Source organism: Miltoncostaea marina, assembly GCF_018141525.1.
Lineage (GTDB): Bacteria > Actinomycetota > Thermoleophilia > Miltoncostaeales > Miltoncostaeaceae > Miltoncostaea > Miltoncostaea marina.
Window position 1 is genome coordinate 2179577 of sequence record NZ_CP064655.1, and the last position, 12847, is coordinate 2192423.

The 12847-nt window shown below is 79.2% G+C and carries 15 protein-coding genes; 7 read left to right on the forward strand and 8 right to left on the reverse strand.

Translation table 11 applies throughout. The features are described 5' to 3' along the window. Together ITJ85_RS10900 and ITJ85_RS10905 are read left to right on the forward strand one after the other, a co-directional pair. Positions 1-948 carry an ATP-dependent DNA ligase gene (locus tag ITJ85_RS10900; RefSeq protein WP_217913132.1) on the forward strand — a complete coding sequence of 316 codons (948 nt, stop codon included), beginning with the start codon at positions 1-3 and terminating at the stop codon, positions 946-948. Next, positions 945-2057, forward strand: coding sequence for a winged helix DNA-binding domain-containing protein (locus ITJ85_RS10905; protein WP_217913133.1), 1113 nt, complete (start codon positions 945-947; stop codon positions 2055-2057). Before ITJ85_RS10900 ends, ITJ85_RS10905 begins: the two co-directional genes overlap by 4 nt. Here ITJ85_RS10905 and ITJ85_RS10910 read toward each other — a convergent pair. The 6 genes from ITJ85_RS10910 to ITJ85_RS10930 form a co-directional block, all read right to left on the reverse strand. Beyond that, positions 2054-2446 (reverse strand): copper resistance CopC family protein, encoded by a 393-nt coding sequence (locus tag ITJ85_RS10910; protein ID WP_217913134.1) that lies wholly within the window; start codon positions 2444-2446, stop codon positions 2054-2056. The two genes, ITJ85_RS10905 and ITJ85_RS10910, sit on opposite strands and share 4 nt — an antisense overlap. Continuing rightward, positions 2443-2970: a superoxide dismutase family protein gene (locus ITJ85_RS10915; protein WP_217913135.1), complete on the reverse strand. Its 528-nt coding sequence runs from the start codon at positions 2968-2970 to the stop codon at positions 2443-2445. The genes ITJ85_RS10910 and ITJ85_RS10915 overlap by 4 nt, the downstream gene beginning before the upstream one ends. A gap of 61 nt (positions 2971-3031) precedes the next feature. Further along, the gene (locus ITJ85_RS10920) at positions 3032-3586 is read right to left on the reverse strand and encodes a hypothetical protein (RefSeq protein WP_217913136.1); all 555 of its coding nucleotides are present in this window, start codon (positions 3584-3586) and stop codon (positions 3032-3034) included. A gap of 66 nt (positions 3587-3652) precedes the next feature. Then, positions 3653-4840 (reverse strand): arginase family protein, encoded by a 1188-nt coding sequence (locus ITJ85_RS10925; RefSeq protein WP_217913137.1) that lies wholly within the window; start codon positions 4838-4840, stop codon positions 3653-3655. Positions 4841-4846: 6 nt separating this feature from the next. After that, the gene (locus ITJ85_RS17405; RefSeq protein ID WP_281412189.1) at positions 4847-4972 is read right to left on the reverse strand and encodes a hypothetical protein; all 126 of its coding nucleotides are present in this window, start codon (positions 4970-4972) and stop codon (positions 4847-4849) included. Positions 4973-4979: 7 nt separating this feature from the next. After that, complete coding sequence (locus tag ITJ85_RS10930; RefSeq protein WP_217913138.1) at positions 4980-5408, reverse strand: secondary thiamine-phosphate synthase enzyme YjbQ; 429 nt, start codon at positions 5406-5408, stop codon at positions 4980-4982. A 120-nt stretch (positions 5409-5528) separates the two neighbouring features. On the opposite strand from ITJ85_RS10930, the gene ITJ85_RS10935 reads away from it, so the two are divergent. The 4 genes from ITJ85_RS10935 to ITJ85_RS10950 all read left to right on the forward strand — a co-directional run bounded on the left by ITJ85_RS10935 (position 5529) and on the right by ITJ85_RS10950 (position 9805). After that, the gene (locus ITJ85_RS10935; RefSeq protein WP_217913139.1) at positions 5529-5699 is read left to right on the forward strand and encodes a hypothetical protein; all 171 of its coding nucleotides are present in this window, start codon (positions 5529-5531) and stop codon (positions 5697-5699) included. Beyond that, positions 5696-6235: a hypothetical protein gene (locus ITJ85_RS10940; protein ID WP_217913140.1), complete on the forward strand. Its 540-nt coding sequence runs from the start codon at positions 5696-5698 to the stop codon at positions 6233-6235. Before ITJ85_RS10935 ends, ITJ85_RS10940 begins: the two co-directional genes overlap by 4 nt. Positions 6236-6360: 125 nt before the next feature. Next, complete coding sequence (locus tag ITJ85_RS10945; protein ID WP_217913141.1) at positions 6361-8061, forward strand: sensor domain-containing diguanylate cyclase; 1701 nt, start codon at positions 6361-6363, stop codon at positions 8059-8061. A 193-nt stretch (positions 8062-8254) separates the two neighbouring features. Beyond that, a complete protein-coding gene (locus ITJ85_RS10950; RefSeq protein WP_217913142.1) occupies positions 8255-9805 on the forward strand; it encodes a putative glycoside hydrolase in 1551 nt (516 codons plus the stop codon). Between the two features lie 20 nt (positions 9806-9825). Here the strand turns inward: ITJ85_RS10950 and ITJ85_RS10955 are convergent, their stop codons facing one another. Continuing rightward, a complete protein-coding gene (locus ITJ85_RS10955; RefSeq protein ID WP_217913143.1) occupies positions 9826-10323 on the reverse strand; it encodes a CAP domain-containing protein in 498 nt (165 codons plus the stop codon). Positions 10324-10447: 124 nt separating this feature from the next. Here ITJ85_RS10955 and ITJ85_RS10960 point away from each other — a divergent pair, with 124 nt between their 5' ends. Then, a complete protein-coding gene (locus tag ITJ85_RS10960; RefSeq protein ID WP_217913144.1) occupies positions 10448-12205 on the forward strand; it encodes a S8 family serine peptidase in 1758 nt (585 codons plus the stop codon). On the opposite strand, the gene ITJ85_RS10965 is transcribed toward ITJ85_RS10960, so the two are convergent. Next, positions 12189-12827, reverse strand: a complete 639-nt coding sequence (locus tag ITJ85_RS10965) for a PilZ domain-containing protein (RefSeq protein ID WP_217913145.1) — start codon at positions 12825-12827, stop codon at positions 12189-12191. The two genes, ITJ85_RS10960 and ITJ85_RS10965, sit on opposite strands and share 17 nt — an antisense overlap. Between the last annotated feature and the right edge of the window lie 20 nt (positions 12828-12847).

Sequence of the window (12847 nt, forward strand, 5' to 3'; positions counted from 1 at the left end):
ATGGCCCTCCCCCTCCACCCGCCCCTCGCCCCGCAGCTCGCCCGCTCGGCGAAGGAGGTGCCGCGCGGGGACGGCTGGTCCTACGAGCGCAAGCTGGACGGCTTCCGCGCGATCGTCTTCGTGGACGGCGACGCGGTCCACATCCAGTCGCGCGGCGGCAAGCCGCTCGACCGCTACTTCCCCGAGCTGCGCTTCGGCCCCGGCCGCTACGTGGTGGACGGCGAGATCGTCGTCGCGGGCGGCCGTGGCGGGCGCGAGGACTTCGGGGCGCTGCAGCAGCGCATCCACCCGGCCGAGTCGCGGGTGCGGATGCTCGCCGAGGCGACGCCGGCCGCCTTCGCCGCCTTCGACCTGCTCGCCGAGGGGGACGCGCCCCTGCTGGAGCGGCCGTTCGCCGAGCGCCGGGCGCGGCTGGAGGCGCTCGCGCCGGGGGCCGGCCTCGCGCCGGTCGCCACGAGCACCGACCCGGAGGACGCCGCACCGTGGCTCACGGGGTCCGAGGGGGTGATCGCGAAGCGGCTCGACGCGCCGTACCGCCCCGGCGAGCGGCAGGGCATGGTCAAGATCAAGCGGGTCCGCACGCTCGACTGCGTGGTGATGGGCTGGCGGCCGGGCAAGCTCGAGGGCACCGTGGGGTCGCTGATCCTGGGGCTCTACGACGGCGGCGCGCTGCGGCCGGTGGGCCACTGCGCCGGGTTCACCGGCGCGCGCAAGCGCGGCCTGCGCGACGAGCTGGCGCCCTACGAGACGGGCGGCCGCGGCTCGGGGGAGGCCAGTCGCTGGAGCGGCGGCCGCGACCTGGAGTGGGTCGAGATGCGCCCCGAGCTGGTCGCCGAGGTCTCGTACGACCACGCGAGCGACGGGCGCATCCGCCACGGGGCCCGCCTGCTGCGCTGGCGCCACGACCGCGACCCGCGCTCCTGCACCGTGGACCAGCTCGAGGCGTGAGCCCGCCCTCGGAGGCCGTCCTGCGCCGGTGGTGGGCGCGGTCGGGGGGCCTCTGGAGCGGCCGCGAGCGCGACGTGCCGGGGGCCGTGCGCCGCTGCGCCGGCGTGCAGGCGCAGGACTGGGGCGCCGCCCGCCTGCAGGTGCGGGCCCGCGCCCCGGCCCTGGCGGCCGACGACGTCGACCGGGCGCTCGCCGAGGGCGCCGTGGTGCGGACCTGGGCGATGCGCGGCACGCTGCAGCTGCTGCCCGCCGAGGGGATCCGGGATCTGCTCGCGCTGTTCGCCGAGCCCAACGCCCGCCGCTACGCGCGCCGCCGCGCCGAGCTCGGCCTGGAGCCGGTCCTCGACCGGGCCGTCGCCGCGACGCGCGAGGCGCTCGCCGACCGCGGCCCCCTGCGGCGCCACGAGCTGGTCGGGGAGCTGCGCCGGCGCGGCGTGCCGATCGGCGACGACGGGCAGGCGGCCGCCCACCTGATGATGGTGGCCGCGGCGCGCGGCATCGCCTGCCGCGGACCCGAGGGGCCCGGCGGCCGGCCCACGCTCGCCCCCCTCGACGCCCTCGTCCCCCCGGCGCCCCCGCGCGATCCCGACGCCGTCCTCGGCGACCTCGCCCTCGCCCACGCGCGCGCCTTCGGCCCGGTGGACGAGCGCGACCTCATCCGCTGGAGCGGCCTGCCGGCCGCGCTCGCCCGCCGCGGCTTCGCCCTCGCCGCCCGGCGCCTGCGGCGGGTCGCGACGCCGCTCGGGCCCCGCTGGGCGCCGCGGGGCGAGCGCCCTCCGGCGGCGCCGCGCGGGCCGCGGGTGCGCCTGCTGGGCGCCTTCGAGACCCACCTGCTCGGGCACGCCGACCGCTCACCGCTGCTGGCGCCCGCCGACGACCGACGGGTGGCCTCGGGCGGCGTCATCCTGCCCACGGTGCTCGTCGACGGGCGCGTGGCCGGCACCTGGCGCGCCGAGCGCCGGGCGGGCCGGGTGGCCCTGCGGGTCGCCCCGTTCGCGCCGCTCGGCGACGGCGTGGCCGAGGCCCTCGCGCCCGAGGCCGCGGCCGTGGGGCGCTTCCTCGGCCTCGAGGCGACGCTCGAGGCCGAGGATCCCGTCGGCGGGGCCTAGCGCCCGCGCACCCGGAAGGCCACCACGCCGCGCAGGGCGTGGCCGTCGGCGCCCCTCACGCGCCAGACGACCCGGTAGCGGGCCGCCTGGGCCCGCCGGCCCGGCCGCGTCAGCGACACGACCACCCGCCGCGCGTCGCGCGGGTCCAGCCGCGCCCGGCGGACGAGGTCGCCGCGCCCGTCGCGGGTCACCCGGACGGCGTCCACCCGGGTGAGCGGCCCCGCGAAGGTGAGGGTCACCGTCGCCGGCACGCGCGCGACGGTCGCCCCGTGGCGCGGCGTCGACGCCTCGAGCCCGGTGTGGGCCGTCGCCTGCGTGACGGCGGCAGGCGCCGCGAGGGCCGCGAGCGCCGCGCCCGCCGCGAGCGCCACCGTGGCCCGCACCCTCATCGGAGCGCCCCGCAGGCGAGCGGCGGGTTCGCGCCCGGCACCATCGGCGCGCCGGCCGTCGTCGGGTCCCGGTGCACCATCAGGTAGACGCCCCTGCGCACGGCGCGCTCGGTCACCCGCTCGCGGATGACGCCGAAGGCGACGCCGTTGGCGTCGGCGACGAGGTCCGGCAGGTCCGCCAGGTGGCGGGTGGTCCGGCGCCCGGCCGGGGCGCACGCGGCCACGGGGCCGCCGACGGCGCTGCCGTGCACGTGCTCGGCGTGGCGGGAGCCCGGGGCGAGCCCCCACATCACGATGAAGCCGCGGAGCGTGCCCCCGCGCTGGGTGAGCCGGGCCACGCCCATCGGCCCGCCGGCCCGCAGCGGCCGGATGAGGACGGTGGCGTCGCCCCTGACCGCGGCGAGCGCGGCGGCTCGCGGCGACTCGGGGGCCCCCGGGTGGGCGCCGCCATGGGCGCCGGCGATGCCGGCGCCCATGGCGAGGCAGGCGACGGCCGCGCAGGCCGCGGTGATGCGTGCGTTCACGGTGTTCCTCCGGATGATGGGGTGTGCCGCGCCCGCGGCGAGGACCGCCGGGGCGCGCCGCTCAGGCCCTCCGGAGGGGCGGCGGGCCGCGCGTCCGGCGGGGCGCCGCGGCCGCGGCGCGCGCGGGCCGGGGCGCCCGCGCCGCCACCCGCCCGCGCGGGGCGGACGCGGCGCCCGCGGCCGCGAACCAGCGGCCGACGGCGCGCGCGAGCGCCGCCGCGCGGGCGAGCCAGCGCTCGAGCCGCGCCACGAGCACCGCGGTCAGGACCGCGGCGGCCAGGTGCGGGATCAGCTGGGCGGCGCCGGCCGGCGCGTGGCCGGCGTGGTCCCCCGCCACGCCCGCCGCCCACGGCGCGGCGAGCAGCACGGCGTGCGCGAGCGCCTGCAGGGCGGCCGCGACCGCGAGCGTGCGGCCGGCGCCCCGCGGGCGGAAGCGCCGGCGCGGCCCCAGGAGGGCGGCGACGGCGACCAGGCCGGCCCACGCGGCCGGCGCGACCGGCAGCACCCGCAGGCCGCCCACGGCGAGCGCGTGGGCGCCGAGGGTGGCGGCCAGCGCGCCCGCGGCAAGGACCGCCCTGCGGAGGGCGAGCGCCTGGGGCTCGGGGATCCTCGTCACGCGGGTCACGCTATCCGGGCGCCGGGGGCGCCGGCGAGTGACGGCCGGCCCGCCCCGGACGCCCCGTCAGGCGCTCGCGAGCGGCCAGAAGCGCGACAGCGCGGCCACGCTCAGGGCGATCGCCGCCTCGGCCTCGGCCGCCGCGCGGCGGTCCCGGCCGGGGTCCGGGGCAGGGCCGCGGTCCTCGAGCCAGCGCGCCGCGGGCTCCGGGCAGCCCGCGGCGGCCGCGAGGGCGCGCCACGAGGCCGGGACCGGCCCCGCCACCGGCGCGCCGGCGAGCTCCGCCGCCAGCAGCGCCCAGGCGCGCGGCGGCGCGGTGCACGGGTCGTAGCCGCCGCCGCCCAGCGCGACGATCCGGCCGCCGCAGGTCGCGTCGGCCAGCTCGCGCAGGGCGCGCCACAGCTCGGGGTAGAGCGGCATCGTGGTGAGCATGTGGCTGAGCGGGTCGGCGTGGTGGTGGTCGACCCCGCACTGGGCCACGATCGCGTCCGGCCCGAAGGCGCGCACGACCGGGACGACCACCGCCTCCATCGCCCGCCGGTAGGCGTCGTCGCCGGCGAACGGCGGCAGCGCCACGTTGGCGCTCGAGCCGCGGGCGGCCGCCCCGCCGGTCTCGGCGGCGAACCCCGAGCCCGGGAAGAGGTGGCGGCCGCTCTCGTGCACCGACACGGTCAGGACGTCGGGATCGTCGTAGAACATCCACTGGGTGCCGTTGCCGTGGTGGACGTCGAGGTCGACGTAGGCCACCCGCCGCGCGCCGGCGTCGCGCAGCGCGCGGATGGCGACGGCCGTCTCGTTGTAGATGCCGAAGCCCCACGCCCGGTTGGCGAGCCCGTGGTGGGCGCCGCCCGCCGGCACCAGCGCGGCGCGCGCCCTCCCCCGGCCCACGGCGTCCGCCGCCGCGGCGCACGCCGCGCAGGCGCGGGCGGAGTCCTCGTGCATGCCCGCGTAGGGCGTCAGGTCGCCGCCGATCCCCCACTGGCGCGCCTCGGGCTCGGCCGCGAGCACCGGCCGCGCGCTGTAGCGGCGCACGGCCCGGATGAAGGCGGGCGCGAAGGTCCGCGCGAGCTCCTCGTCGGGCATCGGCCCGGGGGCGCCGTCGAACGCCACCCCCTCGGCCGCCAGGATGCCGGCCTCGCGGCACAGCGCCACGGCCAGCCGGTGGCGGCGCGGGTCGGTGGGGTGGTCGCCGCCGAACCGCATCCCGAGCGCGTCGTCGTGCACGACGAGCAGCCGGGCCGGCGGCGCGTCCACCGGCGGCTAGGGCTGGAGCGGCTCGAGCACGCCGAGCAGGTCGAGGGCGCCGAGCAGCAGCAGCACGCCGGCGGCCAGCGCGTACCAGACCCACGCGGGGTCGCGGCGCCGGGCTGGGGCGGGATCGCTCACGGGGGCATCATCGCAGAGGCTCGCCCCAGAGCGTCGCGGTGAGCGTGCGCGGCCCGCCGTCGTCGCGGTGCTCGAGCAGGTGGACGCCCTGCCAGGTGCCGAGCTCCAGGCGGCCGTCGCCGACCGGCAGGGTCAGCGACTCGCCGACGATGACGGCCTTCACGTGGGCGGGCATGTCGTCGGGGCCCTCCAGCGTGTGGCGGAACCCGGGCCAGCCGTCCGGCACGGCGCTCGACATCCAGGCCTCCAGGTCGGCGCGCACCTCCGGGCTGGCGTTCTCGTTGAGGGCGAGCGACGCGGAGGTGTGGCGGATGAACAGGTGCAGCAGCCCCACCCGCACGCGGGCGAGCGCTGGGAGCGCCTCGACCACCTCGCGGGTGACGAGGTGCACGCCGCGCGGCCGCGGCCGCAGCGTGATGGTGGCCCGCTCCCACACGCGCCCAGCATCACAGACGGGCGCCCGGCCGGCCCGCCGGCGGGCCCCCGGCGGGCCGGCCGGCGGAGGTCTACGCTGCGGGCGGAGGGAAACCGCCCAGCGAGGCGAAGAGTCGTCGTCATGAAGGTGCTCTTCATCGTCATCGGCGTGGTCGTGATCTTCGGCCTGCTCATCAACAGCGGCGCGCTCTCCGGCGAGGTCTGCATCGGCAACGTCGGGTGCGTGCGCACCACCGACGGCGGGCTGACGGTCCAGGGCGACGACTCGGGCCAGATCTCGCCCCGTCCGTGACCGCCAGGCGGTCCATCCCGCTCGGGGCGGATCGCAAGGACCCGCCGTGGCAGTGGGGCGCCTTCTTCGTGGGGCTGTGCGCGATCGCGGTGCTGGTCTGGATCGCGACGTTCGGCGACATCGACCTCGTCTGGAACCGCTGGTGGTTCGTCTCCCTCGCGCTCGGCGTGCTGTTCAGCCTCCGCTACGGCCTGGCGTGGCGGCGGGGCGAGGACCTCGGGCGCGAGCGGCGCCCCCGCCGGCACGAGCCGGTGGTCGACGTGCGGGGGCAGGCCGGCAGCACCTACGTCGTGGTCGAGGGCGGGCGGTCGAGGGCCCGGGTGCGCCCGCGCGAGTTCACCCCCGGCTGGTGGGCGCTCTACTCGGCGTTCGTGCGGGCGCCGATGGCGCTCGGCGACCTGGTGCTGACCCAGGCATGGCGCATGACCGGCGGGTTCGGCGGCAACGGCACCACGGCGCTGGCCCGCGAGCTGGAGGACGAGCTGGAGGCGGAGCGCGAGGAGGCGGCCGGGCGGCCCGACCGGGAGCGCTTCTGAGCGCCGGACGCGCTATCCTCGCGCCGATCCGCCAGATCCGCCGGCCGTGAGGGCGGCGGGAGGCCACCGCGCGCGGGCCCTGCGACGCTGTGCGGGCGAGGCGTGAGCCGCGGGGGAGGAGTCGGGTGAGCGCGACGAGGACGGGTGGCATCGGCGACGAGCCGATCGTCATGGAGCTCGACCGGGAGCTCCGCCACGTCCGCGCCAGCGACGCGGCGCTCGCCATGGTCGGGCTGCCGGCCGACGCGCTGGTCGGCCGCACCTCCGGCGAGGCCGGCCTGCCCCCCGAGGTGGTCGAGCCGCTCGAGCGCGAGCTGCGCGCCGTCGTCCGCACCGGCCGGGAGCGGCGGCTGGAGCTGCGGATGCCGACGGCCGGGGGCGTGCGCTGGCTGCGCCTGCGCGTGCGGCCCGGCGGCGGCGACGACGGGGGGCCCGCCGTCACCGTGGTGGCGACCGACATCACCGAGCGCAAGCTGGCCGAGCTGCGGCTGAGCGGCGGCAACGCCGCGTTCCGGGCGCTCGTCGAGGACTCGCCCGACCCCATCGCCCTGCTCGACCGCGAGCTGCGGGTGGCGTTCGTCAACGACGCCCTCGAGCACGCCGCCGGCCGGCCGGCCGGGTCGCTGCTCGGCTGCTCCCTCCGCGAGGCCGGCACGCCGGACGACGTGGCCGCGCGGCTCGAGGAGGCCGCGCGCCGGGTGCTCGACACCGGCGAGCGCGCCGGCCTGGAGCTCCACCTGCCGACGCCCCAGGGGCTCCGCTGGTACAGCGGCCGGCTGCTGCCCGTGTCGGGCGAGGGGGCGGGCAACGTGATCCTGATCTGCACCGACATCACGGAGCGGGTCAACCGCGAGGCCGAGCAGGCGGCGCTGCGCCGGGTGGCGACCGTCGTGGCGCGCGAGGCCGACCTGGAGGAGATCGCCCGGGTCGTCGCCCAGGAGGCCGCGACCCTGCTCGACGCCACCTCGAGCGCCGTCTACCGCTTCGAGTCGGAGGACACCGCGACCTGCATCGCCGCCCACCCGCCGGTGGGCGCCGGGGTGGCGGTGGGGCTCACGGCCGCGAGCGCCACCGGCCGCACCGCCCGCTCGGGGCTGGCGGCCCGGGTCGACGACTACCTCGAGGACGTGGGCGACAGCTCGGTGCGCGAGGTGGTCGAGGGCGGCCTGCGCAGCGGCATCTCCGCGCCCCTGTGGACGCGGGGGCGCCTGTGGGGCGCGCTGACGGCCGGCTCCGCCGAGCCCGGCGCCTTCGGAACCGCCGAGGAGCGCCGCCTGGCGGCCTTCGCCGAGCTGGCCGCGATCGCCGTCGCGAACGCCGAGACCCGCGAGGAGCTCGACCGGCTCGTCGCGACCGACCCGCTCACCGGCCTCGCCAACCGGCGCGCCTTCACGCGGCGCCTGGCCGGCGAGGTGGAGCGCGCGCGGCGCTACGGGCACCCGCTGTCGCTGGCGATCCTCGACCTCGACGACTTCAAGCTGATCAACGACACGCTCGGCCACCAGACCGGCGACGCCGTGCTGGCCGCGGTGGGCGCCCTCCTGCAGGGCACCTCGCGGGCGGGCGAGATGGTGGCCCGGATGGGCGGCGAGGAGTTCGCCTGGATCCTGCCCGAGGTCGACGTGGCCGGCGGGGTCGTGGCCGTGCAGCGCGCCTGCGCGCAGATCGCGGACCTGGTGGTGGACGGCGGCGCGCGGGTCACCTGCTCCGCCGGCGTCTGCGACCTCGAGACGGCGCCCGACGCCGACGAGCTGATGCGCCAGGCCGACCGCGCCCTCTACCGGGCCAAGCGCGCCGGGCGGGACCGGGTGGAGGCCGCCGGCTGAGGCGCGACGGCGCCCGGGGGGGCGCTCGGGTACCCTCCCGCCGGATGCCACCTGACCGCGAGCGCCGCGGCGCCCGCGCCGAGCGGCGCGCACGCACCGACGCCGTCGACGGCCCCCGCCCCCGCCGGGCGGCCCCGCCCGGCCCGCGCCCCGCGCCGGCGGGCCGCGCCACGCCTGGCTGCGGGTCGCCGCCGTGGCCCTCGGCGCGCTCGCCTTCGGCTTCCTGTGCGGCTTCGCCATGCGCGGCTCGGCGCCCCAGCTCGCGACGGTGGGGCCCGCCGAGGGCGCCGTCCTGGGCCCGCACGCCACGGACGACCTGCGCTTCCGCATCGAGTCGGACGTGCCGGACCTGATGGGGACGGCGACGCTCGAGTACGACGGCGCGGACGTGCTCGACGCGGCCTACGTGGGCGACGGCGTGCTCACCTTCCGGCCGGAGGACCTCTCCGAGGGCCCCCACCGCCTGGAGTTCAGCATCGACCAGCCCCTCGTGCCGTGGCCGGCGCGCCGCGAGTGGCGCTTCACCATCGACCACACGCGCCCGCGCATCGAGATCACCGGGCCCGACCGCCCGGCCGTGCGGGGGGCGCCGGTGGTGTTGAGCGGCCGGGTCAACGAGCCGGCGACCGTGACGGTCGACGGCCGGCCGGTGGAGGTCGCCGCCGACGGCACGTTCGCCCACACCTTCGAGGAGCCGCCGCCTGGCGCGATCGCCGTGCGGGCGGTCGACCGGGCCGGCAACTCGCGCGGCCTGCGCACGAGCATCCCGCTCGTCACCCGGCGGCCCATCGAGGGCACCCGCGCCGTCCACATGACCGCCATCTCGTGGGCCACGCCCAGCCTGCGCGAGCCGGTGCTCGACATGCTGCGTCGGGGCGAGATCAACACCATCGAGCTCGACCTGAAGGACGAGTCGGGCATCGTGGGCTACGACTCGGAGCTGCCGTTCGCGCGCCGCATCGGGGCCGTCCGGCCGGAGTACGACCTCGAGGAGGCGGTGGCCACCATCCGCGCCCTCGGCGGCCGGGTGATGGGCCGGGTGGTGGCGTTCCGCGACCCCGTGCACGCCGCCTGGGCCTGGGACAACGGCTTCCGCGACCAGGTGGTGCAGACGCCCTCGGGCGACGCCTACGCCGGCTACGGCGGCTTCACCAACTTCGCCCACCCGGTCGTCCGCGACTACAACATGGACGTGGCCCAGGAGGCGGCCGAGCGCGGCGTCGAGGACATCCTCTACGACTACATCCGCCGCCCGGACGGCCCGCTCGACACCATGCGCTTCCCCGGCCTGCGTGGCGGCGCGCAGCAGTCGATCGTCGACTTCCTGGGCGAGGTGCGCGAGCGCCTGGAGCCGTCGGGGACGTTCCTCGGCGCCTCGCTGTTCGGCATCGCCGCGTTCCGGCCCGAGGACGTCGCCCAGGACGTGCGCCGCATCGCCCGCAACGTCGACTACGTGGCCCCGCTCATCTACCCCTCGCACTGGGGGGCGGGCGCCTACGACATCGACGACCCCGAGGCGAGCCCGAAGGAGATCATCGCCGCGTCGGTGCGCCACTTCAACGAGCTGATGGAGGGCACGGGGGCGCGCCAGGTGCCCTGGCTGCAGGACTTCTCGCTGCGCGTGCCCTACGAGGCCGACGAGGTGTGCGCCCAGATCGAGGGCGCCCGCTCCCAGGGGGTCGAGGAGTGGATCATGTGGGACGCGGAGGTGACCTACACCCGGGCGGCCTGCCTGCGCGGCTGACCGGGGCCGCGCAGGCAGGCCTACGAGGTGTAGTCGGCCGTCACCACCGTGAACCCCGTGCGGGCGTTGCACGCGACGCCCGCGCCCGCCAGCCGCAGGCGGCGGTCCAGCACGTTGGCCCGGTGCGCCGGGCTGTTCATCCACATGCGCACGGTGCGCCGGGCGGCGGCGCGCCCGCAGCCGTCGACCATGGCGATGTTCTCGGCCATGCGCCGGGTGCGCGGGAAGCCGGCCGCCACGATGCGCGACCAGAACGGCGCCCCCTTCGGGCCGTCGTGGCTCAGCACCCCCCGCCGCTGCAGCGAGCGGCTGTGGGCGCGCGCGGCGCGCGCCAGGCGCGGGTTGCCGCGCACCCGGGGGCGGCTGTGCTTGGCGCGCACCGCGTTCATCTCGGCCACCACGGCGCGCTCCATGGCGCGGGAGGGCGGCGCGGGGGCCGCCGCGGCGGGCACGGCGACGGCGGGGACCAGGGCGGCGCCGACGACGCCGGTGATGAGGACGCGGCACAGGTTCGTCATGCCTCTGTGATCGGAGCGTTCCGCGCGGCGCTTGATCCCCGGTGCCGGCCAATTCCCGCCGGGGCCCGGAATGATTTCTGCCGGAACCCTCAGGATCGCCCCCCGGCGCACCGAGGCGGGGGACGTGAGCACCGACGCCCCCCTCCCCTCCCCCCGCCGCCGCGCCGGCCGCGCCCCGGCCGGGCTGGCCGCCGCCCTCGTCGCCTGCCTGCTCGCGCCCGCCGCCGCGAGCGCGGGCGTGAGCGCGCCGCTCGACCGGGAGCTGGCCCGCACGGCGCCCGGCGAGCGCGTGCCCGTCATCGTCACCCTGCGCGACCAGGTCGACCCGTCGGCGCACGGCGGCTCCCCCGCCGGCCTGCGGCGGGCCCTGCGCGCCGCCGCCGCGCGCACCCAGCCCGACCTGGTCGCGCCGGGCGCGGCCGGGGTCGAGCGCTTCTGGATCGTCAACGCGATCGCCCTGCGCGCCACCCCGCGCCGCATCGCCCGCCTGGCCGCCGACCCGCGGGTGGCCGAGGTGTCGCTGGACGCCGTCGTGCGCACCGCCCAGGTGCCGGCCGGCCGCGCGGCCACGTGGGGCCTGGACGCGATCCGGGCGCCGGAGGCCTGGCGGGCCACCGGGCTCACCGGTGCTGGCGTGCGCATCGGCAGCATCGACACCGGCGTGGACGCCGCGCACCCGGCGCTGGCCGGCCGCATCGCCGCCTGGCGCGACTTCGTGGCCGGCGCGCCGGCCCCCTACGACGACAACGGCCACGGCACCCACACGGTGGGCACGATGGTCGGCGGCGGCGCCACGCCGATCGGCGTGGCGCCGGGCGCGACCGTCGTCGTCGCCAAGGCGATGGGCCGCGACGGCGCCGGACGCGGCAGCGACATCCTCGCGGCCGCCCAGTGGATGGCCGACCCCGACGGCGACCCGGCCACGGCCGACCAGCCCCAGGTCGTGAACAACTCGTGGGGCACGACCGTGCGCGACGACCCGTGGTTCCGCCCCATGGTGCAGCGCTGGATCGCGCTCGGCATCGTGCCGGTCTTCTCCGCGGGCAACACCGGCCCGGGACCGGGCACGATCGGCAGCCCCGCCGACGACCCGGAGACGCTCGCCGTGGGCGCGGTCGACGCGCGCGGCGAGATCGCGCCGTTCTCCTCGCGCGGCCTGCCGGGCGGCGTCGCCAAGCCCGACCTCGTGGCGCCCGGCGTCGGCGTGGTCTCCAGCGTGCCGGGCGGCGGTGAGGCGTCGTACTCCGGCACCTCCATGGCCGCCCCGCACGTCACGGGCGCCGCCGCCCTGGTGCGGCAGGCCGCGCCCGGGCTCGCCCCCGGGGCGGTCATGGACCTGCTGCGCCGCACCGCGACCGACCGCGGCCCGGCCGGCTTCGACACGGCGTACGGCGCCGGCCTGCTCGACGTGCCCGCCGCGCTCGCCGCCGCCGGCGTCGCCGTGCCGGCGCCGGCCGCGTCGCCGCCGGCGCCCGCGCAGCCCGCCGCGCGCCGGGCGGCGCCCGCCGCTGCGGGCGTCAGCCTGGCGTCGATGCGCGCCGCGCGCAGGATCGCCCTGACGGCCGACCGCCGCGCGCGGGCGATCGAGCGCCGGGTGACCGGCCGCCGGGTGGCCGGCCCGCGGGGCGCCGCGCCGGCGTCGGTCCGCCTGCGTCCGGCCGACCTGGCGCGCACCCGCGCCATCGCCCTCGGCGCCATCAGGCGCGCCGACCGCCTGGACGCCCGTCTGCGCGGGCGCCCCGTGCGCACGGCGCAGCGCGCCTCGGCCGCGCGGTCGCACGCCGCGCTCTCCCCCGCCCGGATGCGCGCCACGACGCGGCTCGCCCGGAACGCCCTGGACCGTACCGGCCGGCTCGCCCGGCTGGTCAGGCACTCCCGCTGAGTCGCCCGCGCGGCCCGTCGGCCGCGCGGTGGAGGTCCGCGATGGCGTGCGTCAGCATCCGGGCGGTGGGCGGCTCCTCCGGCGGATCGAGGCCCAGCTCGCGCGCGAGGCCCGCGAGCCAGCGCACCATGCCGGCCGGCGCCGGCGCCTCGGGCTCGAGCATCGCGAGCTCGAGGGCCCGCGTGCCGAGCGCCCGCAGCTCGAGGCGGATCTCCTCCGGCGGGCGCCGCGCCGCCGGACGCGCCCGGCTGGGGCGCACCCGCCGGCCGTAGACCCGGCGGGGACCGGTGCCGGCGGTGCGCGCCAGGGCCCGGCCGCCGGGGTCGTCGGCGAAGCGCAGCGCCAGCAGCAGGGCGCCGTCCTCCGACAGGCCGCGGCGCACGACGTCCGCCTCGACGGTGACGACGCCGCCGCCGTCGGGCAGCGCCACCTCGAGGCCCACCTGGTGGGCGAGGAACGACAGGGGACCGTCCAGCCGCACCAGCACGCCGCTCGCCGACGCGTCGACCGTGCGGCCGCGCGCGCTGCGCTCGCGCGCGCGCACGACGACCTCCGCCCCCAGCGGCAGGCGCGGGTCGGTGCGGCGCTCGGCGTCCCTGTGTGCTTGCGTTTCACGACGCATACGGCGGTCCTACCGTACCC

Excerpts from the sequence above, each read along its gene's own strand:
- ITJ85_RS10900 (WP_217913132.1), top strand. The coding sequence starts at position 1 with ATGGCCCTCCCCCTCCACCCGCCCCTCGCCCCGCAGCTCGCCCGCTCG.
- ITJ85_RS10965 (WP_217913145.1), bottom strand. The coding sequence starts at position 12,827 with ATGCGTCGTGAAACGCAAGCACACAGGGACGCCGAGCGCCGCACCGAC.
- ITJ85_RS10955 (WP_217913143.1), bottom strand. The coding sequence starts at position 10,323 with ATGACGAACCTGTGCCGCGTCCTCATCACCGGCGTCGTCGGCGCCGCC.
- ITJ85_RS10935 (WP_217913139.1), top strand. The coding sequence starts at position 5,529 with ATGAAGGTGCTCTTCATCGTCATCGGCGTGGTCGTGATCTTCGGCCTG.
- ITJ85_RS10910 (WP_217913134.1), bottom strand. The coding sequence starts at position 2,446 with ATGAGGGTGCGGGCCACGGTGGCGCTCGCGGCGGGCGCGGCGCTCGCG.